This window comes from Streptomyces monomycini (assembly GCF_022271435.1).
Classification (GTDB): Bacteria; Actinomycetota; Actinomycetes; order Streptomycetales; family Streptomycetaceae; genus Streptomyces; species Streptomyces monomycini.
Window position 1 is genome coordinate 1 of the sequence record NZ_JAFIQY010000046.1, and the last position, 24,268, is coordinate 24,268.

27 protein-coding genes are annotated in these 24,268 nt (G+C 71.5%); 10 read left to right on the forward strand and 17 right to left on the reverse strand.

Annotated elements, in window-relative coordinates; translation table 11 throughout:
• Window positions 1–98: 98 nt before the first annotated feature.
• The 3 genes from JXZ78_RS34065 to JXZ78_RS34075 all read right to left on the reverse strand — a co-directional run bounded on the left by JXZ78_RS34065 (window position 99) and on the right by JXZ78_RS34075 (window position 2,541).
• A complete protein-coding gene (locus tag JXZ78_RS34065) occupies window positions 99–626 on the reverse strand; it encodes a GNAT family N-acetyltransferase (RefSeq protein WP_030017846.1) in 528 nt (175 codons plus the stop codon).
• A gap of 132 nt (window positions 627–758) precedes the next feature.
• Window positions 759–1,925 (reverse strand): aminofutalosine synthase MqnE, encoded by a 1,167-nt coding sequence (gene mqnE / locus JXZ78_RS34070; protein WP_030017844.1) that lies wholly within the window; start codon window positions 1,923–1,925, stop codon window positions 759–761.
• A gap of 160 nt (window positions 1,926–2,085) precedes the next feature.
• Window positions 2,086–2,541, reverse strand: a complete 456-nt coding sequence (locus JXZ78_RS34075) for an Lrp/AsnC family transcriptional regulator (RefSeq protein WP_030017842.1) — start codon at window positions 2,539–2,541, stop codon at window positions 2,086–2,088.
• A 130-nt stretch (window positions 2,542–2,671) separates the two neighbouring features.
• Here JXZ78_RS34075 and JXZ78_RS34080 point away from each other — a divergent pair, with 130 nt between their 5' ends.
• Window positions 2,672–2,809, forward strand: coding sequence for a hypothetical protein (locus JXZ78_RS34080; protein WP_167745381.1), 138 nt, complete (start codon window positions 2,672–2,674; stop codon window positions 2,807–2,809).
• On the opposite strand, the gene JXZ78_RS34085 is transcribed toward JXZ78_RS34080, so the two are convergent.
• The gene (locus JXZ78_RS34085; RefSeq protein ID WP_033037080.1) at window positions 2,806–3,477 is read right to left on the reverse strand and encodes a UbiX family flavin prenyltransferase; all 672 of its coding nucleotides are present in this window, start codon (window positions 3,475–3,477) and stop codon (window positions 2,806–2,808) included. The genes JXZ78_RS34080 and JXZ78_RS34085 overlap by 4 nt on opposite strands.
• 166 nt (window positions 3,478–3,643) lie before the next feature.
• On the opposite strand from JXZ78_RS34085, the gene JXZ78_RS34090 reads away from it, so the two are divergent.
• Window positions 3,644–4,249 carry a rhomboid family intramembrane serine protease gene (locus JXZ78_RS34090; RefSeq protein ID WP_033037079.1) on the forward strand — a complete coding sequence of 202 codons (606 nt, stop codon included), beginning with the start codon at window positions 3,644–3,646 and terminating at the stop codon, window positions 4,247–4,249.
• A gap of 138 nt (window positions 4,250–4,387) precedes the next feature.
• Here the strand turns inward: JXZ78_RS34090 and mqnP are convergent, their stop codons facing one another.
• Together mqnP and JXZ78_RS34100 are read right to left on the reverse strand one after the other, a co-directional pair.
• Window positions 4,388–5,311, reverse strand: a complete 924-nt coding sequence (gene mqnP / locus JXZ78_RS34095; RefSeq protein ID WP_030017838.1) for a menaquinone biosynthesis prenyltransferase MqnP — start codon at window positions 5,309–5,311, stop codon at window positions 4,388–4,390.
• Between the two features lie 2 nt (window positions 5,312–5,313).
• A complete protein-coding gene (locus JXZ78_RS34100; RefSeq protein WP_030017837.1) occupies window positions 5,314–6,771 on the reverse strand; it encodes a menaquinone biosynthesis decarboxylase in 1,458 nt (485 codons plus the stop codon).
• 88 nt (window positions 6,772–6,859) lie between these two features.
• Here JXZ78_RS34100 and JXZ78_RS34105 point away from each other — a divergent pair, with 88 nt between their 5' ends.
• The 4 genes from JXZ78_RS34105 (at window position 6,860) to JXZ78_RS34120 (ending at window position 9,550) form a co-directional block, all read left to right on the forward strand.
• On the forward strand, window positions 6,860–7,318 hold the full coding sequence (locus tag JXZ78_RS34105) for a PLD nuclease N-terminal domain-containing protein (protein WP_030017836.1): 459 nt from the start codon (window positions 6,860–6,862) through the stop codon (window positions 7,316–7,318).
• A 154-nt stretch (window positions 7,319–7,472) separates the two neighbouring features.
• Entirely contained in the window at window positions 7,473–7,901 is a 429-nt protein-coding gene (locus JXZ78_RS34110; RefSeq protein WP_030024733.1) for a nucleoside deaminase, read from the forward strand.
• Window positions 7,894–8,865: an isopenicillin N synthase family dioxygenase gene (locus tag JXZ78_RS34115; protein WP_030024735.1), complete on the forward strand. Its 972-nt coding sequence runs from the start codon at window positions 7,894–7,896 to the stop codon at window positions 8,863–8,865. The genes JXZ78_RS34110 and JXZ78_RS34115 overlap by 8 nt, the downstream gene beginning before the upstream one ends.
• A 64-nt stretch (window positions 8,866–8,929) precedes the next feature.
• Entirely contained in the window at window positions 8,930–9,550 is a 621-nt protein-coding gene (locus tag JXZ78_RS34120) for a DUF4291 domain-containing protein (RefSeq protein ID WP_030024736.1), read from the forward strand.
• On the opposite strand, the gene JXZ78_RS34125 is transcribed toward JXZ78_RS34120, so the two are convergent.
• From JXZ78_RS34125 to hemL, 8 genes are all read right to left on the reverse strand, one after another.
• Complete coding sequence (locus JXZ78_RS34125; RefSeq protein WP_030024738.1) at window positions 9,529–10,062, reverse strand: SRPBCC family protein; 534 nt, start codon at window positions 10,060–10,062, stop codon at window positions 9,529–9,531. The two genes, JXZ78_RS34120 and JXZ78_RS34125, sit on opposite strands and share 22 nt — an antisense overlap.
• Before the next feature lie 54 nt (window positions 10,063–10,116).
• Entirely contained in the window at window positions 10,117–11,208 is a 1,092-nt protein-coding gene (ccsB, locus tag JXZ78_RS34130) for a c-type cytochrome biogenesis protein CcsB (RefSeq protein ID WP_030024739.1), read from the reverse strand.
• Complete coding sequence (gene resB / locus JXZ78_RS34135) at window positions 11,205–12,947, reverse strand: cytochrome c biogenesis protein ResB (RefSeq protein ID WP_030024740.1); 1,743 nt, start codon at window positions 12,945–12,947, stop codon at window positions 11,205–11,207. Before resB ends, ccsB begins: the two co-directional genes overlap by 4 nt.
• A 3-nt stretch (window positions 12,948–12,950) precedes the next feature.
• Window positions 12,951–13,712: a cytochrome c biogenesis CcdA family protein gene (locus JXZ78_RS34140; protein WP_030024742.1), complete on the reverse strand. Its 762-nt coding sequence runs from the start codon at window positions 13,710–13,712 to the stop codon at window positions 12,951–12,953.
• A 4-nt stretch (window positions 13,713–13,716) separates the two neighbouring features.
• Window positions 13,717–14,331 (reverse strand): TlpA family protein disulfide reductase, encoded by a 615-nt coding sequence (locus tag JXZ78_RS34145; RefSeq protein ID WP_030024744.1) that lies wholly within the window; start codon window positions 14,329–14,331, stop codon window positions 13,717–13,719.
• 254 nt (window positions 14,332–14,585) lie between these two features.
• The gene (locus JXZ78_RS34150) at window positions 14,586–15,809 is read right to left on the reverse strand and encodes a polysaccharide deacetylase family protein (protein ID WP_030024746.1); all 1,224 of its coding nucleotides are present in this window, start codon (window positions 15,807–15,809) and stop codon (window positions 14,586–14,588) included.
• A 186-nt stretch (window positions 15,810–15,995) separates the two neighbouring features.
• A complete protein-coding gene (locus tag JXZ78_RS34155) occupies window positions 15,996–16,676 on the reverse strand; it encodes a histidine phosphatase family protein (protein ID WP_033040187.1) in 681 nt (226 codons plus the stop codon).
• 38 nt (window positions 16,677–16,714) lie between these two features.
• On the reverse strand, window positions 16,715–18,022 hold the full coding sequence (hemL, locus tag JXZ78_RS34160; RefSeq protein WP_078624705.1) for a glutamate-1-semialdehyde 2,1-aminomutase: 1,308 nt from the start codon (window positions 18,020–18,022) through the stop codon (window positions 16,715–16,717).
• Window positions 18,023–18,292: 270 nt separating this feature from the next.
• Between hemL and JXZ78_RS34165 the strand changes: the two genes are divergently transcribed.
• The 3 genes from JXZ78_RS34165 (at window position 18,293) to JXZ78_RS34175 (ending at window position 19,969) form a co-directional block, all read left to right on the forward strand.
• Window positions 18,293–18,844, forward strand: a complete 552-nt coding sequence (locus tag JXZ78_RS34165) for a hypothetical protein (RefSeq protein WP_078624706.1) — start codon at window positions 18,293–18,295, stop codon at window positions 18,842–18,844.
• Between the two features lie 351 nt (window positions 18,845–19,195).
• Complete coding sequence (locus JXZ78_RS34170) at window positions 19,196–19,678, forward strand: STAS domain-containing protein (protein ID WP_157851755.1); 483 nt, start codon at window positions 19,196–19,198, stop codon at window positions 19,676–19,678.
• Between the two features lie 63 nt (window positions 19,679–19,741).
• The gene (locus tag JXZ78_RS34175; RefSeq protein WP_030024753.1) at window positions 19,742–19,969 is read left to right on the forward strand and encodes a hypothetical protein; all 228 of its coding nucleotides are present in this window, start codon (window positions 19,742–19,744) and stop codon (window positions 19,967–19,969) included.
• A gap of 51 nt (window positions 19,970–20,020) precedes the next feature.
• On the opposite strand, the gene JXZ78_RS34180 is transcribed toward JXZ78_RS34175, so the two are convergent.
• The 3 genes from JXZ78_RS34180 to JXZ78_RS34190 all read right to left on the reverse strand — a co-directional run bounded on the left by JXZ78_RS34180 (window position 20,021) and on the right by JXZ78_RS34190 (window position 22,074).
• The gene (locus JXZ78_RS34180) at window positions 20,021–20,806 is read right to left on the reverse strand and encodes an SDR family NAD(P)-dependent oxidoreductase (RefSeq protein WP_030024754.1); all 786 of its coding nucleotides are present in this window, start codon (window positions 20,804–20,806) and stop codon (window positions 20,021–20,023) included.
• Entirely contained in the window at window positions 20,803–21,306 is a 504-nt protein-coding gene (locus JXZ78_RS34185; protein ID WP_030024755.1) for a cupin domain-containing protein, read from the reverse strand. The genes JXZ78_RS34180 and JXZ78_RS34185 overlap by 4 nt, the downstream gene beginning before the upstream one ends.
• Window positions 21,307–21,471: 165 nt before the next feature.
• Window positions 21,472–22,074 carry a TetR/AcrR family transcriptional regulator gene (locus tag JXZ78_RS34190; RefSeq protein ID WP_030024756.1) on the reverse strand — a complete coding sequence of 201 codons (603 nt, stop codon included), beginning with the start codon at window positions 22,072–22,074 and terminating at the stop codon, window positions 21,472–21,474.
• A 112-nt stretch (window positions 22,075–22,186) separates the two neighbouring features.
• On the opposite strand from JXZ78_RS34190, the gene JXZ78_RS34195 reads away from it, so the two are divergent.
• Window positions 22,187–23,881: an FAD-dependent monooxygenase gene (locus JXZ78_RS34195; protein ID WP_372498465.1), complete on the forward strand. Its 1,695-nt coding sequence runs from the start codon at window positions 22,187–22,189 to the stop codon at window positions 23,879–23,881.
• Window positions 23,882–24,268: the final 387 nt, after the last annotated feature.

Consider the following 24,268-nt stretch of genomic DNA (forward strand, 5'->3'; position numbering starts at 1 on the left):
GGGCGGGGCGGGGCGCGGGGCGCCGGGCGGGGCGGTCGCGGCCCGTACGCGGTCGGCGCGGCCCGTACGCGGCGGTCGCGGCCCCGGCGTGCGGCCGGTCACGCCAGTTCGCGCCACATCGTGATGTCGTCCCGGTAGTCGTCGTCGGCCAGTTTGATCGCCTCCGGGACCCGGCCGACCTCCTTGTAGCCGCAGGAGGTGTAGAAGCCGTCGACGCCGGTGTCACCCCGGCAGGTGAGGCGGATGCCCTGAATGCCGTCGATCGCGCGGGCGGCCTCGTCGACGGCCGCCATCAGGGCGCGGCCGGCCCCCTGTCCCTGGAGGGAGGGGTGCACCATCACGGTGTAGACCCACAGCCAGTGCTTCATCAGGCGGTGGTGGTTGAGGTGGAGGAACGCGGTGGCGAGCACCCGGCCGTCGCGCGCGTCGCGGCCCGCGATCAGCCGGGCGCGCCCCTCGGACATCGCCACCAGGTGGGAGAGCAGGTCGGGGCGGACGTCCTCGGCCGTCACCGGCGGGACGAACCCGACGGCACCGCCCGCGTTGGACACCTCGGCCCACAGCGTGCGGATGCCGTCGGTCAGTTCGGGGGTGACGGCGGGGTCCAGGTCGAAGCGGAGATCCATGGTGCGGACCCTAATCGCCTCGGGTGACACCCGCCCCCGGCGTTTCGTGCGCCTCCGGCGCCACGCCCGTTCCCGCCGTCCCGGCTGCCTCAGGCTTCCTGTCCGCCCCTGGCATCCCGTCTGCCCCTGACGTCACACCCGCATCGGCTGCGGTGCCTCGCGGCGCTCCGCGTCGGGGCCCGGGTACTCCCGGATGATCTCGTAGCGGGTGTTGCGCTCGACCGGCCGGAAGCCCGCGTCGCGGATCAGTTCCAGCAGGTCGTCACGGGTGAGCTTGTTCGGCGTGCCGTAGTTGTCCGCGTCGTGCGTGATCTTGTACTCGACGACCGAGCCGTCCATGTCGTCGGCGCCGTGCTGGAGCGCGAGCTGCGCGGTCTGCACGCCGTGCATGACCCAGAAGACCTTCACGTGCGGGACGTTGTCGAACAGCAGCCGGGAGACCGCGAAGGTCTTCAGCGCCTCGGCGCCGGTCGCCATCGTGGTGCGCGCCTGGAGCTTGTTGCGGACCTTGCCGTCCTTCATGTCCACGAAGTCGTGCTGGTAGCGCAGCGGGATGAAGACCTGGAAGCCGCCCGTCTCGTCCTGCAGCTCGCGCAGGCGCAGCACGTGGTCGACGCGGTGCCGGGGCTCCTCGATGTGCCCGTACAGCATCGTCGCCGGGGTCTTCAGCCCCTTCTCGTGCGCCAGGCGGTGGATGCGCGACCAGTCCTCCCAGTGGGTGTCGTGGTCGACGATGTGCTGACGCACCTCCCAGTCGAAGATCTCCGCGCCGCCGCCGGTCAGCGACTCCAGGCCGGCGTCGATCAGCTCGTCGAGGATCTCGGAGGCGGGCAGCCCGGAGATCTTCTCGAAGTGGTGGATCTCGGTGGCGGTGAACGCCTTGAGGGAGACCGTGTCGGGCAGCGCCTCCTTGAGGGCGCTGAGCGAGCGCGGGTAGTAGCGCCACGGCAGGGTCGGGTGCAGGCCGTTGACGATGTGCAGCTCGGTGAGCTTGTCGCCCTCCATCGCCTTGGCGAGGCGGACGGCCTCCTCGATGCGCATCGTGTACGCGTCCTTCTCGCCCGGCTTGCGCTGGAAGGAGCAGTACGCGCACGAGGCGGTGCACACGTTGGTCATGTTGAGGTGACGGTTGACGTTGAAGTGCACCACGTCGCCGTTCTTGCGGGTGCGCACCTCGTGGGCGAGACCGCCCAGCCACGCCAGGTCGTCGCACGCGTAGAGGGCGATGCCGTCCTCACGGGTCAGCCGCTCCCCGGACCGGACCTTGTCCTCCAGCTCGCGCTTGAGACCCACATCCATGGATGCAGTCATCCGGCCGCCTCCCATATCTCTGCCAAAATCGGGCTTCACCGAGCGTACTCCCCCGTTTTCCGGGCCGGCCGGGCCCCCATGCCTGTACGGCCGGGAGCCCGCCGTACAGGCGCGGGAGCGGGGTTCGGCGTGTCGTGCGGCGGGCCGCCTACGCGTCCTCGGGCAGCTCGCCCACGCGGTTCTCCCACTTGGTGGAGAGCACGATGGTGGTGCGCGTCCGGGAGACGCCCTTGGTGCCCGAGAGCCTGCGGATGGTGCGCTCCAGCCCGTCCACGTCGCCGACCCGGACCTTGAGCATGTACGAGTCGTCGCCCGCGATGAACCAGGCGTCCTCGATCTCCGCGAGGTCGCGCAGCCGCATCGCGACGTCCTCGTGGTCGGCCGCGTCCGACAGGGAGATGCCGACCAGTGCGGTGACGCCCAGGCCCAGCGAGGCCGCGTCGACGGTCGCGCGGTATCCGGTGATCACGCCGGCCGCCTCCAGGCGGTTGATCCGGTCGGTGACGCTGGGCCCGGACAGGCCCACGAGCCGGCCCAGCTCCGCGTACGAGGCCCTGCCGTTCTCCCGCAGTGCCTGGATGAGCTGCCTATCTACGGCATCCATACGCCCCTGACCTTCCATTCACTCTGCAATCCCGGCTTTTACATGTAGAATCTAAGGCATACAGGGGCTGTGACCCTGTAGACCGTCAATCCCAGTTGATCAAAGACGATCTTTCCCAGGAGATGTCACCGTGTACTCGATCGAGATGGCCTACGCCCGCATGCGTGAGCTGCAGGAGCTGGCCAATCGTTCTCGTGCTCACCGTCCCGCCGCCCCCCAGGGCAAGCGCCGCACCGGCCGCAACGGCTCCACCGCCGAGAAGCGCTAGCTCCCCTCCTTGGAGCCCGATCCGAGCTCCCCTTCCCACCGCCGGTAGAGCCGGTGCGGCACGTCCGCCGCATCCAGCACCCGGCCCGCGACGAAGTCCACCAGATCCTGGATGTGCGTCGCTCCCGCGTAGAACGCCGGCGAGGCGGGCACCACGACGGCGCCCGCCTCGTCCAGCGTCACCAGATGCCTGAGGGTCTGCCCGTTCAGCGGGGTCTCCCGCACCGCGACCACCAGCCTCCTGCGTTCCTTGAGCGTCACGCTCGCCACCCGCTGGAGCAGGTCCTTCGACAGCCCCAGCGCCACGCCCGCCACACACGCCGTGCTGGCCGGCACGATCAGCATCCCCTTGACCGGGTACGAGCCCGAGGACGGCCCCGCGGCCAGGTCACCGGCCGGCCAGTACCGCACCAGGTCCAGGTCGGCGTCCGTGACGCCAAACGTCCCCGGCTTGCCGTCCGCGCCGCGCGCCAGCCACTCCCGCAGGTCCGCGCGCCAGTGCGCGTCCCGGAAGGAGATGCCCGTCTCGTCCAGCAGCGTCAGCCGCGAGGCCCGGCTGACGATCAGGTCCACCGCCTCGCCCGCCGCGAGCAGGCCGCGCACCACGGACGCCGCGTACGGCGTGCCGGACGCGCCGGAGACACCCACCACCCAAGGGCGGCGGGGCACGTCGGCGGACCCGGCGGCAGGGCGGGCGGAGTGGCCGCCGGGCCTTGTGACACCGGGCTGACTGGGGTTGTTGTCCTGCGGTTCCACGGTTCGAGCCTATCCGGCGGAACCATCGGACCCCGCACGGCCGTTTGTTCCAGTGAACGGGGAAGGGGAGGTGCCGCGGATGATGACGCGAGCGCTGGAGCGGGCCAGGCCCGCCGCCGTACTGATGCTGGGCTGGGTCGCCCTGCTGTGGGTCCTGGAGATCGTGGACGCCGCTTCCGGCAACGCGCTGGACACCTTCGGCGTGCGCCCACGCGAGATGAGCGAGCTGGCCGACGTGCTGCCCGCCGCCTTCATCCACTTCGGCTTCGACCACCTGACGGCCAACACCCTGCCGCTGCTGCTCCTCGGCTTCCTCGCCGCGTTCCGCGTCGGCCTGCGCCGCTTCCTCGGGGTGGCGCTGCTGACAGCTCTGGCCAGCGGCCTGGGCGTCTGGCTGACCGCCCCCGCCGGAAGCAACACGGCCGGCGCCTCGGGCGTCGTCTTCGGCCTCTTCGGCTATCTGCTGATACGCGGCTTCATCGACCGCAAGCCGCTGGACATCGGCCTCGGCGTGCTGGTCGCCGTGGTGTACGGCTCGATCCTGTGGGGCGCGCTGCCCACCGACAGCGGCATCAGCTGGCAGGCCCACCTCTTCGGGCTGGTGGGCGGCGTCCTGGCGGCCTTCGTCTTCCGGCAGCGCCCGGCCGAGCGGATATCCGGGGCGGGCACCCGGGCGGTCCCGTAGGGGGTCCGGCGCCCGGACTGTGCGGTGGCCGTTGCGATGGCCGCCACAACGTACGGCGCTCCGGAGGCAGCCACCCCCGGAGCGTCACGGCTCGTACCGACCGTCAGGCCGGTCAGGTCCGTCAGACCGTCAGGCCCGTCAGACCGTCAGCCCCCGAACGATCAGATCGAGCAGCGCGCAGACGAACAGCGCTATCCCGATGAAGCCGTTGACCTGGAAGAAGGCCCGGTTGAGACGGGAGAGGTCGTGCGGCCGCACGATCGTGTGCTCGTAGAGGAAGGCACCCACGACGATCACCAGACCGGCCCAGAAGAACACTCCGGCGTGGGTGGCCAGCGCGTACCAGACCAGCAGGGCCGTGGTGACGGCGTGGCAGGCGCGGGCGCCGTGCAGCGCCGCCGGGATGCCGAAACGTGCCGGGACGGACTTCACGCCGTGCGCCCGGTCGGCCTGCACGTCCTGGCAGCCGAAGATCAGGTCGAAGCCGCCGATCCAGACGCCGACGGCGACCCCGAGGATCACCGCGTCCCAGGACCAGGACCCCGTCACGGCTATCCACGCGCCGATCGGGCCGATCGCCTGGGCGAGGCCCAGGATCGCGTGCGGAAAGTTCGTGAACCGCTTGCCGTACGGGTAGACCACCATCGGGATCACGGCGATCGGCGCCAGCGCCAGGCACAGCGGGTTGAGCAGCGCCGCGGCGCCCAGGAAGAACACCAGGGCGACCAGGGCGCCGGTCCACGCGGAGCGCACGCTCACCGCGCCGGTGACCAGTTCGCGGCCCGCGGTGCGCGGGTTACGGGCGTCGATCTCCCGGTCGATGATGCGGTTGGCCGCCATCGCGAACGTCCGCAGGCCCACCATCGCGACCGTGACCAGCAGCAGCTCGACCCAGTGGATGCTCTTGTCCGAACCGTGCATCGCGGTCAGTGACGCGATGTAGGCAAAGGGCAGCGCGAAGACCGAGTGCTCGATCATCACCAGCCGGAGGAAGGCTTTGATCTTGCCGGGCGGTGCGGGTTCGGGGGCGAAGAGTTCCGGTGTCGCTGAATCGGCGCTCATGTCTAGAACCCGTACTCCTTCCAGCGGCGGTCGACCTTCGCCGCCGTCTCGGTGTCCGACTCGACCATCTCCGGCCAGCCGCCGTCCCTCGTGTAGCCCTCCTCGGGCAGTTTGCGCGTCGCGTCGATGCCCGCCTTGCCGCCCCAGAACTGCTGGTAGGAGGCGTGGTCGAGGTGGTCGACCGGGCCCTCGACGACGGTCAGGTCGCGCGCGTAGTCCGTGTTGCCGAGGGCCCGCCAGGACACCTCGTGCAGGTTGTGCACGTCGCAGTCGGCGTCGACCACGATGATCAGCTTGGTCAGCGACATCATGTGCGCGCCCCAGATGGCGTGCATCACCTTCTGGGCGTGCTTGGGGTACTTCTTGTCGATCGAGACGATCGCGCAGTTGTGGAAGCCGCCGGACTCGGGCAGGTGGTAGTCCACGATGTCCGGAACAATGATCTTGAGCAGCGGCAGGAAGAACCGTTCCGTTGCCCGGCCCAGCGGCCCGTCCTCCGTCGGCGGCCGGCCGACGACGATCGACTGGAGCAGCGGCCGCTTGCGCATCGTGACGCAGTCGATGGTCAGCGCGGGGAACGGCTCCTGCGGCGTGTAGAAGCCGGTGTGGTCGCCGAACGGGCCCTCCGGGAGCATCTCGCCCGGCTCCAGCCAGCCCTCCAGCACGACCTCGGCGTTGGCCGGGACCTGGAGCGGCACGGTCTTGCAGTCCACCATCTCGATCCGCTTGCCCTGCACGAACCCGGCGAACAGGTACTCGTCGATGTCGCCGGGCAGCGGCGCGGTGGAGGCGTACGTCACGGCCGGCGGGCAGCCGAAGGCGATGGCGACCGGCAGCTTCTCGCCGCGCTTGGCGGCCACCTGGTAGTGGTTGCGGCTGTCCTTGTGGATCTGCCAGTGCATGCCGATGGTGCGCTTGTCGTGGCGCTGGAGGCGGTACAGGCCCAGGTTCCGTACGCCCGTCTCCGGGTGCTTGGTGTGGGTCAGGCCCAGGTTGAAGAACGATCCGCCGTCCTGCGGCCAGGTGAACAGCGCGGGGAGCCGGTCCAGGTCGACGTCGTCGCCCTGGAGCACGACCTCCTGGACCTGGGCGCTGTCGCCCTTGACCTTCTTCGGCGGTACGTGCGTCATGTTCGCCAGCTTGCCGAACGCCTCGCGCACCCCGACGAAGCCCTGCGGCAGCTCCGGCTTGAGCAGCCCGCCGATCTTGTCGCTGATGTCGTCGTACGACGTCAGGCCGAGCGCCTTGAGCAGCCGGCGGTCGGTGCCGTACACGTTCATCGCCAGCGGCATCGACGAGCCCTTGACGTTCTCGAAGAGCAGCGCGGGCCCGCCGGACTTCTGCACCCGGTCCACGATCTCGCCGATTTCCAGGTGCGGGTCGACCTCGGCCTTGATCCGCTTGAGGTCGCCCTCCCGGTCGAGCGCGCGCAGGAACGAGCGAAGGTCGTCATAAGCCATGCGTTCCAGTATCCGGTACGCACTACCCTGGACGGGTCACCGGGCCCCGCCGAGGCCCGCCCGTCAGCTCTGGGGGGCTGCTTCCGCAATGCTCAGGTATCTGCCGTTCCTCGTGATCCTGGCGCTGTGGATCTATGCGTTCATCGACTGCCTGAACACGCCGGAGAACCAGGTCCGCGGCCTGCCGAAGATCGCCTGGGTCTTCATCATCCTGCTCTTCGGCGAGGTGCTGATCGGCCCGGTCGCCTGGCTGGTGGCCGGCCGGCCCCGCCGCGAGCACGCCGGGGGCGGCGCCGCGTCGCCGTGGCCCCGCGGCGGGCGCGGCGCGGCCCGGAAGTGGGTCGCACCGGACGACAACCCCGACTTCCTGCGCTCCCTCAAGGACGAGGGCAAGAAGGGGGACGGCCCGAAGGACGAGGGCAAGCGGGACGAGGCACTCCTGAAGGACTGGGAGGCCGACCTGCGGCGCCGCGAGGAGGAACTGCGGCGCAAGGAGAACGGCCCGGCGGACGGCGAGGGCGGCAACAACCCGCCGCCGAAGAGCTGAGGCTCCGCCGAGGAGCGGGCCCTTCGCCGGCCGGCGCCCGCCCCCGCCCCGCCCTCCCCCGTACCCCTCCCGCTCCGGCCTGATCACGTCGCACGCGTTGCCCGGACGACCCGAGGCGAGGAGAGTGGCCGTCGTGAGGGACCGGGAGCGGGAGATGCTGGCGACGGCGGTCGCCGAGGCACGGGCCGGACTGGCGGAGGGCGGCATCCCCATCGGCGCCGCGCTGTACGACTCCGACGGCACCGTTCTCGGGCGCGGCCGCAACCGGCGTGTCCAGGACGGCGACCCGTCCGCGCACGCGGAGACCACCGCCTTCCGCGCCGCGGGCCGCCGCCGCGGCTACCGCGGTACGACGATGGTCACCACCCTCGCCCCGTGCTGGTTCTGCTGCGGCCTGATCCGCCAGTTCGGCATCTCGCACGTCCTGATCGGCGAGGCGCGCACCTTCCACGGCGGACATGCCTGGCTGGCGCAGAGCGGCATACGGATCGTGCTGCTGGACGACACGGAGTGCAGGACGCTGCTGCGCGAGTTCATCGCGGCCCGGCCCGCGCTGTGGAACGAGGACATCGGCCATGAGTGAGCCCCCTCCGCCCCCCGCCTCCCCCATCCCCACCATCGACCTCGCCCACTGGCGGACCGGCGACGCGGACACCCGCCGCCGTGTCGCCGAGACCGTCGACACCGGGCTGCGCGCCGGCGGCTTCCTCCTCGTCACCGGCCACGGCATCGACCAGGAGCTGCGCGACCGCGTCCGCGCCACCGCCCGTACGTTCTTCGCCCTGCCCGCCGCGGAGAAGCAGCCGTACGCCACCGAGGTCGGCGGCCGCGGCTGGCTCGGCCCCGGCGCCGAGGCCAACGGCGCCGCCGAAGGCACCGCGACCCCGCCGGATCTGAAGGAGTCGCTGTCCTTCGCCTCCGAGGAGCCGTCCGGCGTCCCGGCCGTGGACGCGGAGTGGTTCCTGCCCAACATCTGGCCCCACCAGGTCCCCGCCCTCCGCATCGACGTCCAGGACCTCCTGACCGCCCTGCGCGCCCTCTCCGACCTCCTCCTCGAACTCCTCGCCACCGCGCTCGGCGCCGCCCCCGACCGCTTCACCCGGCACACCACCCACCCCACCTGGGGCTTCAACATCAACTGGTATCCGGGTACGGAGACGGTGGGCGAGGCCCTGCCCGGCCAGTTCCGCATCGGCCCGCACACCGACTTCGGCACGGTCACGGTCCTGGACCGGCAGTACGGCAAGGGCGGCCTCCAGATCTGGACCGACCCCGCGCACGGCGGCACCGGCTGGCAGGACGCCCCGTACGTACCGGGCTCCCTCACCGTCAACATCGGCGATCTGATGGCCCACTGGACCGACGGCCGCTGGCGCTCCGGCCGCCACCGCGTCCTGCCGCCCCCGCCGGACGTCCCCACCGAAGAGCTGATGTCCCTGGTCTACTTCTACGAGTGCGACCCCGGCACCCGCGTCGGCGGCCTGGCGGACTCGCACACGTACCTCCGCGGACAGCTCGACGCCATCAACGCGCAGGGCATCTCCTGACGCCCCGGGCCACCGCCCTAATCCGGTGGCCGTCCGAGCCGCCGCTCGCCCAGACTGACCGCCCATGAACGTCACAGACGCCCAGCTCGGCCGCACCACCGGACACGCCGACCGCCCCGAACCGCTCCGCCGCGTCCGCGCCCTCCACACCGACACGACCATCACCGTCTACCAGGCGTACAGCCCGGCCCTCGGCCTCCCCGCCGCCCGCGACGGCCGCTTCCCGCCCGCGTGGAAGCGGGAGCGGATGACGTGGATCAAGCCGTCGTTCCTGTGGATGATGTACCGCTGCGGCTGGGCCACCAAGCCCGGCCAGGAGCGTGTCCTCGCCATCGAGCTCGACCGCACGGGCTTCGACTGGGCGCTGCGTCACGCCTGTCTGTCCCACTACGACCCCGCCGTCCACCCCGACCGGAACGCCTGGAAGCAGCAGCTGCGCGACTCCCCCGCCCGTATCCAGTGGGACCCCGAACGCGATCTGCGCCTCCAGGCCCTCCCCCACCGCTCGCTCCAGCTCGGCCTGTCCGGCGAGGCGTCCCGCCGCTACGCCGACGAGTGGGCCGTCGCCATCCGGGACGTCACCCCGCTCGCCCACGAGATCCACGCCCTGGTCACCCGCGGCGACCTGACCACCGCCGCCGGCCTGCTCCCCGAGGAGCGCCCCTACTCCCCGGCCGCCGCGTAGTCCGCGCGCAGCTCCCGCCACCGGTCGAGGTTCCAGGTGGACCAGTCCTTGGGGCGACCGGCGAGGGCGTCGGTCAGGAATTCGAAGTGGTGGTGCCAGCCGGCGAGGCAGTCCAGACGGAAGGCGGCCGGACCGGTGCACTCGTTGGTGAAGCACAGCAGCGTGCCGGATGCGCCGGGCCCGTCCCAGGGCCGGAGATCGAAGCGGATCCGACCGTGGACATCGACGGTGTACTCGGCCAGCCGGGTCGGCCCCCAGCCCGTCACCTGCCCGGGGGCCACCGTCGCGACACCGTGCTCGTCGGTGTTCTGCCAGCGCAGCGTGATCGCCCCACCCTCGCGCCGCACGAACGGATCGGCGGCCGCGAGCCACCCCGGCAGCCCTTCCTGGGTGGCCACCGCACCCCAGACCCGCTCCACAGGCTGGGGAAAGCTCAGCTCGTAGCGGAGGGTGTGGGTGTCGTCGGCGGACACGGCGGTGCCGTACGGAACGGGGCTCTCAAGACGATCCATGAGGCCACCGTCGCGTACGGCACGGGTTCTCGCCGGGGGACTGCTCCGACCGGGTCAGACCCCCGAGTAGGAGTGCAGCCCCGAGAAGAAGTAGTTCACCACGTAGTAGTTGAAGATGTACGTCAGGAAGGCGAACAGGCCCAGGTAGGCGGCCTTGCGGCCCTTCCAGCCGGCGGTGGCGCGGGCGTGGAGGTAGGCGGCGTAGGCGACCCAGGTGACGAAGGACCAGATCTCCTTGGAGTCCCAGCCCCAGTAGCGGCCCCAGGCCTCGCCGGCCCAGATCGCGCCCGCGATGATCGTGAAGGTCCACAGGGGGAAGATCGTGGCGTTCACCCGGTAGGAGAACTTGTCCAGGCTGGACGCGGCGGGCAGCCGCTCCATCACGGAGGTGGCGAAGGCGCCGGGCTGCTTGCCGGACGGGTCGGCCAGCTTGCTCTCGTAGCGGTCGCGGAAGAGGTAGAGCAGCGTGGAGACGGCACCGAGGTAGAGGAAGGCGCCGGAGATGATCGCGCAGCTGACGTGGATCCACAGCCAGTACGAGTGCAGGGCCGGGACCAGCTGGGAGCTGTCGGTGTAGAGCCAGGTGACGGCCACGCCCAGGTTCAGCAGGACGGTGGCGGTCAGCAGCAGGCCGATCCAGCGGACGTTCTTCTTCAGGGCGAGGAGGACGAGGTACGCGGCGACCGCGACCATGCCGAAGGTCGTGGAGAACTCGTACATGTTGCCCCAGGGGGCACGCTGCACGGACAGGCCGCGGGTGAGGACGCCGCCGAGGTGGATCAGGAACGCGAGGGTGGTCAGCGAGATGGCGATCCGGCCGTACAGGTCGCCCTTCTCGGTGCCGCCCGCGGCGCCCGGGCCGTCCGGGACGTCCCGGCTGCCGTTCGTCGCACGGGTGACGACCTTGGGGCGCTCCAGTACGGCGGTGCCGCCGCCCCGCTCCGCCGTGCGGGCCGACGCCTTGGCGGGGGCGGGCACCGTGGCGGTCAGGGCCGCCGCCGTGCGGCCGACCTTGCTGCGGCTGCCGAAGGCCCACTCGGCGAGGTGCGCGAGGAAGGCGAGGGTGTAGACGGCCATGGCCGAGTAGATCAGCACGTTGCTGATACTGGCCAGGTTCTCGTTGGTGGCTGCGGCAGCGAGGTTCACGCGCGCGCTCCTTCGGAGGGATCAGCAGGATCGGCGGAGTCGGAGGGCTTCGCCGCGTTCTCGGGCTCGGTGGGGGTGGGGGTGGGAGCAGGCTCCGAGGCCTGCGGCGCGTCCGGGCCCAGGGCTTCCGCCAGGTCCGCCAGTTCCTCCGGCAGGCGGGCGGACTCGCTGCGTCCCAGGCCCGCCATCTCGACGACGGTCACGCCGTCGGCGCCCGGCACGGCCCGTACCCACACCCGGCGGCGCTGGATGAACAGCGAGCCGGCCAGGCCGAGCAGCACGGCGATCGCGCCGATCAGCGCGAGGCCGTTGCCGGGCTGGTGGGAGACCTGGAAGGTGGCCCACTGCTTGACGCCGACGAACTTGATGCTGCCGTCGCCGCCGGGCAGCTTCATCGTCTCGCCGGGCTGCATCATCTGGGCGACGGCGCGGCCGTCCTGCTTGTACTGCTTGAGGTTCTTCTTCTCCAGCTGGTACACGCTCTGCGGCAGCCCGGAGTCCACGCCGAGGTCACCGTGGTACGCGGTCAGCGTCAGCCGCGGGTTGTCCAGCGCGGGGAACGTGGAGAACATCGAGCCCGAGCCCTTGCCGCCGTACGTCGGCACGAAGAAGCCCGAGAAGCCGAGCTGGTTGCGCTTGCCGTCCGGGGTGAGCGCGTTGGGCACCTTGACCACACCGGTGGAGGTGTAGTTCTGCATGTCCTGCGGCAGGAACGGCACCGCGCCGCTGTAGACCTTCTTGCCGCGGCCGTCGGTGACCTCGACGACCGGCGCGTAGCCGTGCGAGAGCAGGAAGATCTTGGAGTCGGCGATCTCCAGCGGGTGGTTGACCTCGATCTTGCCCTGGTGCTCCTGGCCGTCGGCGCCCCGGAAGTACGAGATGTTGGCGCGGAACTCGCGCGGGGTGCCCTTCTGGGGGCCGGTGCGCTCGTAGGACGCGTCGAAGCTCTTGAGGGTGAAGCCGAAGGGTTCGAGATCGTCGGTGTCGTAGAAGGCGCCCGACTTGAAGTTGTCGTACTGGGTGAGGCTGTTGGCGAAGCCGTCGCCCTCGGTGATCAGCTTGCCGCCCTCGGACTTCCACAGGCTGCCGACGGCGACCGCCACCAGGATCACGATCAGCGAGATGTGGAAGACGAGGTTGCCGGCCTCGCGCAGGTAGCCCTTCTCGGCGGCGACCGCGTCACCGACCGTGTGGGCGCGGAAGCGGCGCTTCTTCAGCATCCGCTGCGCGGCGCCGAGCACCTCCTCGGGCGCCCGGTCCGTACGCCACGTGGTGTACGCGGGCAGCCGGGTCAGCCGGCGGGGGGCGCCCGGCGGGCGGCTGCGCAGCTGGCCGACGAACTGCCACGTACGCGGCACGATGCAGCCGATCAGCGAGATGAACAGCAGCAGGTAGATCGCGGAGAACCACACCGAGCTGTAGACGTGGAACAGGCCCAGCTTGTCGTAGAGCGGCGCCAGCGTGGTGTGGTCGGCCCGGAACTGCTCGACCTTGGTCGGGTCGATGCTGGTCTGCGGGACCAGCGAGCCGGGAATGGCCCCCAGGGAGAGCAGGAACAGCAGGATTAGCGCGACCCGCATGGAGGTCAGCTGCCGCCAGAACCACCGGGCCCAGCCGATCGGCCCGAGGGACGGCAGGGAGACGGAGGTCTCCTCCTCGGGCGCGGTGGACAGCTGCGAGCCCGCGGCGCCGACATCGGCGTCGTCGGCGTCGCGGGCGGCGTCGGTCTTGGTGGTCATCGATCAGATCCCTGGGGTGAAGCTGTTGGTCCAGCTCTGCAGGCCGGACATCAGATCGGCCCACGCGCCGGTGAGGAGCAGGACGCCGAGCACGACCATCATGCCGCCGCCCAGCCGCATCACCCACACGTAGTGGCGCTTGACCCAGCCGAAGGCGCCGAGCACCTTGCGGAAGGCCAGGGCGACGGCGATGAAGGGCAGGCCCAGTCCCAGACAGTAGGCCACGGTCAGCAGGGCGCCGCGCCCGGCACTGGCCTGGTCGATGGCGAGCGAGCTGACCGCGGTGAGGGTCGGGCCCAGGCACGGCGTCCAGCCGACGCCGAAGAGCACACCGAGCACCGGCGCGCCGGCCAGGCCCATGGCGGGCTTCTTGTGGAAGCGCAGCTCGCGCTGGCCGAAGTTCTTCAGAATGCCGGCGAAGGCCAGGCCGAGCAGGATCAGCAGGACGCCGAGAACCTTGTTGAGCACGTCCTGGTGTTCCTGGAGCACGCTGCCGAAGAACCCGAAGAGCGCGCCGGTGGAGACGAAGACGGCGGTGAAGCCGAGGATGAAGAGGGAGGCGCCGGCGAGCATCCGGCCGCGCTTGGCGTCGGCGAGGTCCGTACCGGTCACGCCGGTGACGTAGGACATGTAGCCGGGTACGAGCGGCAGCACGCAGGGCGAGAAGAAGGAGACCAGTCCGCCGAGGAGGGCGACGGGCACGGCGAGCAGCAGCGCGCCCGAGGTGATGGTGTCGGCGGGGCCGGAGGCGGCGAGGGTGATCACGTGATCACTTCTCGTCGATCAGGGGCTGCAGCATCGTGCGCAGCTCGTCCTCGCTGAGCGGGCCGATGGACCGCGCGGCGATCTTCCCCTGCCGGTCGACGGCGATGGTGGACGGGATGGCCTGCGGGTTGAGACTGCCCTTGGGGAAGCGCAGCATCAGCTTGCCGGTCGGGTCGAACAGGCTCGGGTACGGCACCTTGTGCTGTTCCTCGAAGCTGACCGCCTGGGACTTCTGCGAGTCGCGGGTGTTGATGCCGACGAACTGGACGCCCTTGGCCTTGGTCTCGTTCGCGACCTTGGCGAAGTTGGGGGCCTCGGCGATGCAGGGGGCGCACCACGATCCCCAGACGTTGAGGACGACGACCTTGCCCTTGTAGTCCGCGATGTCCAGCTTCTCGCTCTGGGTGGTTTCGCCGGAGATGTCGGGGACGGGCTTACGGTCCGCCTTGGCGACCCGCTCGACGCCGTCCTTGCCCTCGACGAACTGGGTCTGTTCGGAACCGCCCGAGGTGCCCTCGCCGCAGGCGCTCAGCGTCAGCGCGGCGAGCGCGGCTCCCGCGGCGAACAGCGCGGTGCGGCGCTGACTGGCGAGTCGTCGGGGGACGCGGCAGGCACTCATGTGAAAAGTTTCGCATGGGGCCGTGGCGGATCTTCCGCACCCCCCTCGCCGGGGCCGTACCGGTCATGTCGGGGCACGTCAGGCGGGTTGCGGGGGCGTCGCGAGCCGTGTCGGCCCGCTCGTACCTGTTGGCAGGTACGGACCAGGAGCCGCGGGGCGGGTACGGACCGGGAAGCACGTGGGCGGGTACGGACCGGGAGGCACGTGGGCGGGTACGGACCCGGGCGCGCGGCCCCGGCCCGTACCCCCGCGCCTCAGGCGCCCGAGAGGAACGTCTTCCAGCCGCCCGTCGGCTTCCGGCCGACCGGCAGGCCCTGGAGCTTGGTGACGACCTTCGGGTCCTGCGCGTCCAGCCAGTCGGTGAACTGCCGGAAGGAGACCAGGCGCACGTCCTTGCGCTTCTCGTCGGCGATGTGCTTCAGCGCTTCCTCGACGGCGTCCATGTAGAGGCCGCCGTTCCACTGCTCGAAGTGGTTGCCGACGAACAGGGGGGCGCGGTTGGTCTCGTAGGCCCGCTCGAAGCCCTTGATGTAGGCGCCGGTGGCTTCCTTGCGCCAGCCCGGGTAGTTGGCGGGCGGGCCCTTGGTGGAGTTCTTCGACTGGTTCGCGAGGATGTTGTAGTCCATGGAGAGGACCTCGAACCGGTGTCCGGGGAAAGGTATCTGCTGGAGCGGGAAGTCCCAGATGCCCATCTTCTTCTTGGGCCACATCTGCAGGCCGCCCGGCGAGCTGGCGTCGTAGCGCCAGCCCAGCTTCTTGGCGGTGGGCAGCAGATTGTCCTGGCCGAGCAGACACGGCGTACGGCCGCCGATCAGTTCCTTCTTGTAGTCGAAGGGCAGCGGCTCAAGGTCGGTGAAACCGGTGTTGGTCCGCCATTTGGTGACGAAGTCCATGGCCTGGTCGATCTCGGACTGCCACTGGGCGGGGGTCCAGTGCTTGACCGAGGTACGGGCCTCACCGCAGAAGTGCCCGTTGAAGTGGGTGCCGATCTCGTGGCCCTCCAGCCACGCCTCGCGCACGTTCTGCAGGGTCGCCTTGATGTGCTCGTCGGAAAGATAGCCGATGTCCGAGGCGCCGACCTTGTTGTTCGGCGGGCGGTAGAGGTGCTTCTTCGACTCCGGGAGGCAGTAGAGCCCGGAGAGGAAGAAGGTCATGGCCGCGTTGTGGTCCTTGGCCAGCTTGCGGAAGCGCGGGAAGAGGCCGTTGCCGACCTCGCCCGCGCCGTCCCACGAGAAGATCACGAATTGCGGCGGGGTCTCGCCGGGCTCCAGCCGGCGGGGCTTCTCCGGCTGGTGGGGCTGCGGACCCGCGTCGGCCGTCGAGCCGTCGCCGATCGGCTTGGCCTTGGCCTGTACGGCGTTCTTGTCCTCGCCGGAGGCGGACCCGGAACCGGAGCCGGTGGAGCAGCCCGCGACGCCGAGCGCCGCGGCCGCACCCACTCCCATGCCCAGCACGTTCCGCCGACTGATCGCGCGCATAGCGTCGTCCCCATCCGTACTCGTCACACTCAATATCCGTATAAACGGACATCGAGTAAGAGGCATTGTCGAACACGGAGGTTCCGGGCTATTGGCGCGAATTTATTATTTTGCTTGTAGATGACCTCACGTCACACCGGCCTCTTGCATCCCTCACATCACACGATGCGAAAACCCGGCCGGAGGTTACGCTCCGAAGGCCTTGGATTTCCCGGCCTGCGGCTTGGCACCCGCCCGCAGGTGCGCCGGCACCAGATCGATCGCCGGCTCGCTGTAGCCCACCGAAATGATCTTGTCGCCACGGAAGGTGAAGGAGGTCAGCGAGGCGAGCGTGCACTGCCGCTTGCGCGGGTCGTGCCACAGCCGCCGCCGCTCGGCGAAGCTGCGCACGATCCAGATCGGCAGCTGGTGGCTGACCGCCACCGCCTCGTGCCCGCGGGCCGCGTCGCGCGCCGCGCCGAGCGCCCCCATCATCCGTACGACCTGCTCCAGGTACGGCTCGCCCCACGACGGGCGGAACGGGTTGGTCAGGTACTTCCAGTTGCCGGGCTTCTTCAGCGCGCCGTCGCCGACCCCGAAGGTCTTGCCCTCGAAGACGTTGGCCGCCTCTATCAGCCGCTCGTCGGTGGCCAGGTCCAGGCCGTGCGCCTTGGCGACCGGCGCCGCGGTCTCCTGCGCGCGCTCCAGCGGGGACGCCACGACGTGCGTGATGTCCCGCCCCGCCAGATGCTCGGCCACCCGGTCGGCCATGGTCCGGCCCAGCTCGGAGAGGTGGTAGCCGGGCCGCCGCCCGTACAGCACGCCCTCCGGGTTGTGCACCTCGCCGTGCCGCATCAGATGTACGACGGTGATGTCTTCGCTGCTCATGTCACCCATCTTCCGGTCCGCTCCGCCGTCCGCCGCGCTCACGCGCTCGCTTCGGCGGCGGCGCGCGCGGCCGACGGCAGGGCGGCGGCGATCCGCTCGACCGCCCGCTCGTCGTGGGCGGTCGAGACGAACCAGGACTCGAACGCGGACGGCGGCAGATACACGCCCTGGGACAGCATCGAGTGGAAGAAGGCGGTGAAGCGGAACGCCTCCTGCGCCTTGGCCGAGGCGTAGTCGGTCACGTCCTGGTCGGTGAAGGCGAACGAGAACATGTTGCCCGCGACCTGGAGGCGGTGCGCGACGCCCGCCTCCGTGAGGGCGTCGGCGACCAGCGAGCGCACCTGCTCCGAGACCGCGTCGACCTTCTCGTACGCCGCCTCGTCCAGCAGCTTCAGCTGGGCGATGCCCGCGGCGGTGGCGACCGGGTTACCGGACAGGGTGCCCGCCTGGTAGACCGGGCCGACCGGGGCGAGGTGCGCCATCACGTCGGCACGCCCGCCGAACGCCGCGGCCGGGAAGCCGCCGCCCATGACCTTGCCGAAGGTCATCAGGTCGGGCCGGACGCCGTCGATGCCGTACCAGCCGGTGCGGCTGACCCGGAAGCCGGTCATGACCTCGTCGGAGATGTAGAGCGCGCCGTTCTCCGCGCAGAGGTCCTTCAGACCCTGGTTGAAGCCGGGCAGCGGCGGGACGACGCCCATGTTGCCGGCCGCCGCCTCGGTGATCACGCAGGCGATCTCGCCGGGGTGCGCGGCGAAGGCGGCCCGGACGGCCTCGATGTCGTTGTACGGCAGCACGATCGTGTCACCGGCCTGAGCGCCCGTGACGCCGGGCGTGTCCGGCAGCCCGAAGGTGGCGACGCCGGAGCCGGCCGCGGCCAGCAGCGCGTCCACGTGCCCGTGGTAGCAGCCGGCGAACTTCACGACCTTGGTACGGCCGGTGAAGCCGCGCGCCAGCCGGATGGCGGACATCGTCGCCTCGGTCCCGGAGGAGACCAGCCGGACCTGCTCGACCGGGTCGATCCGGTCCACGATCCGCTCGGCCAGCTCCACCTCGCCCTCACCGGGCGTGCCGAAGGAGGTGCCGCGGGCGACAGCCTCCTGGACGGCGGCGATCACCTCGGGGTGGGAGTGCCCGAGGATCATCGGGCCCCACGAGCACACGAGGTCGACGTACTCGCGTCCGTCGGCGTCGGTGAGGTACGGACCGGTACCGGACACCATGAACCGGGGCGAACCGCCCACGGCGCCGAACGCGCGCACGGGAGAGTTCACCCCGCCCGGCGTCACAACGGCCGCACGGTCGAAGAGCGTCTGCGAAACTGGGGCTTCATAGGGAAAAGGCACTGTGATCCTGACCTGCGCAAATGTAGGAAGGGGCGGCGGCCGGCGGCGGCACCCGGGCGGAGCGCGGAGCGGAAATCCCCTCGCTACCGACCAGGTGTCAGACCCCGCGGGTCTGCAAAACTGGGGCAACGGACGAGTAAGTCACGCAAGCAATGGTCTCAGAGGCGCACGGGGGCGCGCGGCCGGGCGTTTCGCGCGCCGGTGACGGGGGAGGTCTCTGAGACGATGATCGGGTTGCGCGGCTGGGGCTGCGAGTGGTCGGGTGGAGATATGCATCGCGGTGGCGGACTGGGCGAGGGCACCGATGACCGGGGTCCTGAGCGCGACCAGCGGGGCCGCCACCGGCGCGAGGAGATCAAGGGCGGGGGAAACAGAGGCGGCCGCATGGGGGTGACGTACAAATACTTCGGCGCGCCGAACGGAGCCACGGCGGCGCGCGTGCCGATCTCGATGCGGCCCGAAGAGCTCGGCGGCGACGAGCTCGGCATGGGCGGCATGTTCACGAAGATCAAGCCGGAGACGATGGCCGCGATGGTCCTCACCGGCATAGAAGGCATACCGCTGCACAAGGTCCCCCCGCTCGAACTGGTCGTCCTCCATCCCGACTACGCCGTCGTCAAGCTCCCCATGACGGTCGTCGACCCGCTGCGCGGCGTCGGCGAGGAGTCGGTGGGCGCCGCGGCCTTCATCTGGTCCACGGTTCCCGACCGCGGCGGCCCCCGGGACGCCTTCACCGTCTACCAGCTGCTCCACGAGTGGCAGGACTTCTCCCACCGGCTGCACGACGCCGGGCATCAGGCGTACTGCCTGGTGTGGCCGTGACCTGCGAAGAGGTCTCAGGAGCCGGTCCGCTGCCGGGCCCCGGCAGGGGCTTCGGCGGCGGGTGACGGCTGTTTCGGCAGTGGTCGGCCGCGATCTCGGCGGCGGGTGACCGGAACCTCGGAGCGGGTGGCCAGGACCTCGGCCGCGGGTCACCAGGGCTTCCGCAGCCGGAGTACGGACGGCGGATCCGTACGGCGCGCGCCGTACGGGTGATGCGCCGTCAGCACGCCCCCGTTTCCGACCGGTCGGTCACGCATGCTGTTCGCGCCACCCGCCCCGCACTACCCTGGACCGTGCAGCCCGAGTCCCCGGCAGCGCGGAAGCCCGTCCGCCCCGAGGAGGCGCGTGCTGATGGCAGACCCCGGAACCTCCCTCGACTTCCCGCGAGTCGGCGCGGTGGGCGCTCGGGTGCCCCCGACCCGCCACAACGCCCGGCACGCACCGGCACGGACCGCCGTGCCGGCCGTTCCGCCGGGGCCCGCCCCGGACAAGGCGCCGTCGGTCCCCGTGACGGACACCGACTTCGCGGTCCTCATCGTGCGCGGCAGGGTGGACCTGGCGACGCTGCCCACCCTGCGCGAACGCCTGCGGCGCCTGCCCCGCGCCCCCGGCAGTCTCCTGATCGTCGACCTGTCCGAGGTCACCGACTGCTGCGCGCTCGCCCTCGGTCCGCTCGTCGCGGCGGCCAGGCGGGCCCGCTCCCAGGGCGGTGACCTGCGACTCGTCCAGCCGAGCCCGGTCGTCCTCGCGGCGTTGCAGGCCAGTGGGCTGAACCGGTTGCTGCCGGTCTTCGCCGGACTGGACACCGCGACCGGCAGCCCGGCCGCGGCCTAGGAAGCGTTCCGAAGGGCGGGGCGCTTCCCCTCACCCGTCACCGCACACTGTGGGAGGTGCGCAGTGTTCCCGCTTCTGCTCGTCTCGTTCCTTCTGACGGTCGCCGCCGGGTTCGCGAACCCGGTGTGGTGGCTGGCTTCCGCCGTACTGCTCTATCTCGCCGTGCGCTACCGGCAGGGCTACCTGGGCTACGACGCGGAGTACCGCGCCTACCGGGAGCGCCGCATCCGCCAGGACCGCTACGACAAGCGGTACCGCGCGGAGCGTGGCAGCGCGGCGAAGGGCAAGTGACCCGCCGGGGCCGGGCGGACGGCACGGGACGGGCGGGCACCGGGTGAGCGGTCACCAGGTGGGCCTGGCCGACACCCCGCCGTCCACCACCAGGTCGTGCCCGGTCACCCACGCCGCCATCGGCGAGGCGAGGAAGACACACGCGTCGCCGACGTCCTCGGGGCGGCCGAGCCGGCCGGCCGGTACCGCCTGCCGGTAGCGGGTCACGCCGTCCGGCCAGGCCTCCGCCAGGCCCTCGCGGTCGATCAGGCCCGGCGAGACGCTGTTGACGCGGATGCCGTCGGGCCCGTACTCCAGCGCGGCCGTGCGCGCGTGCATCACGACGGCCGCCTTGGACGCGCAGTAGTGGGCGTGGGCCGCCGTGGGCTGGTGCGCCTCGATGGAGGCGATGTGGGTGATCGAGCCGCCTCCGCCGTCCCGCATCACCGCGGCGGCGGCCTGGGTGCAGGCGAAGACGCTCAGCACGTTGGTGTCGTTGACCGCGCGCCAGTCGGCGACGGACATGGCGGCCAGGTCCTGGACGGGCTGCACGCCCGCGTTGTTCACCAGGGCGGTGAGCCGGCCACGCCACTCCGCCGCCGTACGCACCAGGCGGTGGCACTCCTCCTCGGCGGACAGGTCGGCCGGTACGGCAAGCGCGCTGCCGCCCTGCGCCTCGATACGCGCTACGAGCGCCTCGGCGGCGGTGGCGTTCGTACGGTAGTGGGCGACGACCGCGGCGCCCGCCGCGGCGAGGCGCAGCGCGATGCCGGTGCCGAGGCCGCCGCCCGCGCCCGTCACCAGGGCCACCTGACCTGCGAGGGAGGGCAGCTGCGGGCTGCCTGCGGGCGCGCTCACGGGCGGGACAGCGCGGTGATGCGCGCCGCCTCCTGGGGGTAGCGCGCGGCCAGTTCGGCGGCGTCCCCGTGCTCGTACGCGTCGAAGGTGAAGCCCGGCGCCATGGTGCAGCCGAACAGCGACCAGGCGCCGACCTCGGCGACCTCGGCGGCCATCCAGGTGCCGGCCGGCACCGTGAACTGGACGTGCTGGCCCCCCAGGACGTCCGGGCCGAGGGCGACCGTCCGGGTGCCGCCGGACGGGTCCAGCAGGAGCATCGAGAGCGGGTCGCCGAGGTAGAAGTGCCAGACCTCGTCGATGGGCAGGCGGTGGAGCGCGCTGTGGCCGTCGGGTTCCGCGGTGAGCAGGACGACGATGGCGGTGCCGTCCGGCCGCCCGTCGGGGCGTGGGGGCCCCGCCCAGGTCTGCCGGTAGCGGCCGCCCTCTCTGGGCAGCGGCTCCAGTCCGTAGAGCTCGACGATCTCCTGGGGTGACGGTGACACGGACGGCTGCCGGGCCATGCGTCTCCTTCCCGGTCCACTGCGGGTACGGCGGCACGTACGGCTGGTACGGGCACCACCGTAGAACGGCGGTGCCGCGGCGTCCGGGGATCACCGAAGTCGGGCGCGTCCGGGACGGACCGGGGCAGGAATCCGGCCGGAGTCGCACCAGGGCGCGCTCCGGTTCTACGGGTGCTCGGCGGTCAGGTAGTGCTGGATGGTCGGCCCCAGCCAGCTGACGACCTCCTCGCGGTCGAGGTCGACGGCGGGCGGCAGCAGCAGGACGTACCGCAGCATGCCCATGCCCACGAGCTGGGAGCCGACCAGTGCCGCGCGGGACGCGTCCTCCTCCGGGACCGCGCACACCGCCGCGAGCGACGGTCTGATCTGTTCGACGAAGACGCCGCGCAGCCGATCGGCGCCCGCTTCGTTGGTGACGGCGACGCGCACCATCGCAGTCAGCGTCTCGTCGCGCTCCCAGCGGTCGAGGAAGTGCCGCACGAGGGTGGCGCCGAGCTCCTCGCGCGGTACGGACGTCAGGTCGGGCAGCTTCAGGTCGATCTCGGAGGCCGCCGCGAACAGGCCCGCCTTGTTGCCGTAGTAGCGCATGACCATCGACGGGTCGATGCCCGCGTCCCGGGCGACGGCCCGGATGGTGGCGCGTTCGTAGCCGTCGGCGGCGAAGCGCTCACGGGCGGCTTCGAGGATCGCGGCACGGGTGGCGTCGGAGCGGCGGGGGCGGTCCGGCGCGGCGTCCGGTGCGAGGGGGGAGGAGGGGGTATCAGCCATGCCAACGACTGTAGGCCAACAACTGTTGACCGGCCAGCAGGCCGGCCCTATCGTTGCCAACAAGCGTTGACCAACAACCGTTGGCAAACACTCGTTGGCATTGGAGGCGGCCATGCACCGCGATCCCGGCACCACCGACGACCCGAACCCCACGACCCTCATGGACACCACGCACACCGGCGGGACCGCCGACGTCCTCGTGGTCGGCGCCGGCCCCACCGGACTGCTGCTCGCCGGGGACCTCGCCGTCGCCGGCCTGCGCGTCACCCTGCTGGAGCGCCGCGCCCCCGGCCTCAGCAACCTGACCCGCGCGATGGCCGTGCACGCCCGCAGCCTCGAACAGCTCGACGCGCGCGGCCTCGCCGACGAACTGCTGACGCACGGCCACGCGCTGCGGAGCATGCGGCTCTTCGGCGGCGTCGTCCTGAAGCCGACCCGGCTGCCCTCCCGCTTCCCGTTCGTGCTGATCGCCCCGCAGTACGAGGTCGAGCGGCTGCTGGAGCGGCGCGCGCAGAAGGCCGGCGTCACCTTCCGGTACGGGGCCCGGGTGACCGGCCTGGACCAGGACGGCCACGGCGTGCAGGCCCGCGTACAGGAGGAGGACGGGACCACCACGGCCTACCGCGCGTCCTACCTGGTCGGCACGGACGGCGTGCGCAGCACCGTCCGTGAGGCACTCGGCCTGCCCTTCCCCGGCCGGTCCGTGGTCAGCTCCGTCGTCCTCGCCGACGTACGGCTCGACGAGCAGCCCGACCTCCCGATGGTCGGCAACGCCACCGGCGACGCCATCGCGGTCGTCGCCAACTTCGGCGACGGCTGGTACCGCGTCGTCGGCTGGGACCGCCGCCGTCAGATCCCCGAGGACACCCCCGTCGGCCCCGACGAGATCCGCGGGTACCTGCGACTCGCCCTCGGCACCGACTACGGGATGGGCGAGGTGCGCTGGACCTCCCGCTTCCACAGCGACGAGCGCCAGGTGCCCCGCTACCGCGTCGGCCGCGCCTTCCTCGCGGGTGACGCCGCGCACGTCCACTCCCCGGCCGGCGGCCAGGGCATGAACACCGGGCTCCAGGACGCCGCCAACCTCAGCTGGAAGCTGGCCGCCGTACTGCGCGGCGACGCGCCCGACAGCCTGCTGGACAGTTACGACGCGGAGCGCCACCCGGTGGGGAAGATGGTGCTGCGCAGCAGCGGCACGCTCATCCGGGCGGCCCAGCTGCGCAGCGCGCCGGCGCGGGCGCTGCGCGCGTCGGTCGCCGGGCTGCTGAACCTGGCGCCGCCCCTGACGGACCGGGCGCTGGGGGAGATCAGCGGGGTGGGCATCTCCTACCGGGCCGAGCGCGGCGCCCACCCGCTCACCGGCAAGCGGGCCCCCGACCTGCGGCTGGCGGGCGGCACCCGGCTGTACGAGGCCCTGCGCGGCGGCCGGTTCGTCCTCGTCGTGCCGCGGGACGACGACCTGCCGGGGACCGAGGGGCTGCCGAGGGCCGAAGCGCCGGCGGACGCCGGGTCGCCGGACGCCGGGTCGCCGGACGCCGGGTCGCCGGACGCCGGATCGCCGCTCGCCGGGACCGCCGAACCGCACGACGGGACCGCTGCGGAGGGCGGTTCCGCCGCCGGCCCCCGTCTCGTACGGGCCGCCTGGGCCGGTGACCGGCGTACCGCGCTGCTCGTGCGCCCCGACGGCTACATCGCCTGGGCCACCGACTCCGCCGACCCGGACGTACGCGCCGAGGCCCTGCGCGGCGCCCTCGGCCGCTGGACCGGCTCGGGCCTGGCCGCGGTACGCGCGACGGCCCTGGCCTGACCGGCACGCCACCGTCCGCACCCGGTGCGGCTCGCGCGGACCCGTCCCCCGGCCATGAACGGGGGACGGGCCCGCGCCGCCCGGTACGCCCGGCCGTCCCCGGGCCGGGCGGACGGACGCTCGCCGGGCCTGGCGGCCGGACCGGATCCCGCAGCTGCCCGGTGCCCGCCGCCCGCCACCGAAGTCCGTACGGTCGCGTGCGCTGGAAGGTGAGACCGGTCCCCGAAGAAGCGGAGCGGGCCGGGCGCGCCGGTGCGCACCCGGATGCTCCGCCCGGAATTCGAGGTGGTCACCCGTTGTCGTCCGATCAGCGGAAAGCCGCTTTCCCGCTCTGTCCGCCACCCGCCGATCAGCGTCGTACCCCCCGGTAAAAGGGGAATCTAGGGA

What these genes read in the sequence shown, in the direction of transcription:
- JXZ78_RS34065 (WP_030017846.1), bottom strand. Translation starts at nt 626, where the DNA reads ATGGATCTCCGCTTCGACCTGGACCCCGCCGTCACCCCCGAACTGACC.
- mqnE (WP_030017844.1), bottom strand. Translation starts at nt 1,925, where the DNA reads ATGGATGTGGGTCTCAAGCGCGAGCTGGAGGACAAGGTCCGGTCCGGG.
- JXZ78_RS34075 (WP_030017842.1), bottom strand. Translation starts at nt 2,541, where the DNA reads ATGGATGCCGTAGATAGGCAGCTCATCCAGGCACTGCGGGAGAACGGC.
- JXZ78_RS34090 (WP_033037079.1), top strand. Translation starts at nt 3,644, where the DNA reads ATGATGACGCGAGCGCTGGAGCGGGCCAGGCCCGCCGCCGTACTGATG.
- mqnP (WP_030017838.1), bottom strand. Translation starts at nt 5,311, where the DNA reads ATGAGCGCCGATTCAGCGACACCGGAACTCTTCGCCCCCGAACCCGCA.
- JXZ78_RS34100 (WP_030017837.1), bottom strand. Translation starts at nt 6,771, where the DNA reads ATGGCTTATGACGACCTTCGCTCGTTCCTGCGCGCGCTCGACCGGGAG.
- JXZ78_RS34105 (WP_030017836.1), top strand. Translation starts at nt 6,860, where the DNA reads ATGCTCAGGTATCTGCCGTTCCTCGTGATCCTGGCGCTGTGGATCTAT.
- JXZ78_RS34110 (WP_030024733.1), top strand. Translation starts at nt 7,473, where the DNA reads ATGCTGGCGACGGCGGTCGCCGAGGCACGGGCCGGACTGGCGGAGGGC.
- JXZ78_RS34115 (WP_030024735.1), top strand. Translation starts at nt 7,894, where the DNA reads ATGAGTGAGCCCCCTCCGCCCCCCGCCTCCCCCATCCCCACCATCGAC.
- JXZ78_RS34120 (WP_030024736.1), top strand. Translation starts at nt 8,930, where the DNA reads ATGAACGTCACAGACGCCCAGCTCGGCCGCACCACCGGACACGCCGAC.
- JXZ78_RS34125 (WP_030024738.1), bottom strand. Translation starts at nt 10,062, where the DNA reads ATGGATCGTCTTGAGAGCCCCGTTCCGTACGGCACCGCCGTGTCCGCC.
- resB (WP_030024740.1), bottom strand. Translation starts at nt 12,947, where the DNA reads ATGACCACCAAGACCGACGCCGCCCGCGACGCCGACGACGCCGATGTC.
- JXZ78_RS34145 (WP_030024744.1), bottom strand. Translation starts at nt 14,331, where the DNA reads ATGAGTGCCTGCCGCGTCCCCCGACGACTCGCCAGTCAGCGCCGCACC.
- JXZ78_RS34150 (WP_030024746.1), bottom strand. Translation starts at nt 15,809, where the DNA reads ATGCGCGCGATCAGTCGGCGGAACGTGCTGGGCATGGGAGTGGGTGCG.
- JXZ78_RS34155 (WP_033040187.1), bottom strand. Translation starts at nt 16,676, where the DNA reads ATGAGCAGCGAAGACATCACCGTCGTACATCTGATGCGGCACGGCGAG.
- JXZ78_RS34165 (WP_078624706.1), top strand. Translation starts at nt 18,293, where the DNA reads ATGCATCGCGGTGGCGGACTGGGCGAGGGCACCGATGACCGGGGTCCT.
- JXZ78_RS34170 (WP_157851755.1), top strand. Translation starts at nt 19,196, where the DNA reads ATGGCAGACCCCGGAACCTCCCTCGACTTCCCGCGAGTCGGCGCGGTG.
- JXZ78_RS34185 (WP_030024755.1), bottom strand. Translation starts at nt 21,306, where the DNA reads ATGGCCCGGCAGCCGTCCGTGTCACCGTCACCCCAGGAGATCGTCGAG.
- JXZ78_RS34190 (WP_030024756.1), bottom strand. Translation starts at nt 22,074, where the DNA reads ATGGCTGATACCCCCTCCTCCCCCCTCGCACCGGACGCCGCGCCGGAC.
- JXZ78_RS34195 (WP_372498465.1), top strand. Translation starts at nt 22,187, where the DNA reads ATGCACCGCGATCCCGGCACCACCGACGACCCGAACCCCACGACCCTC.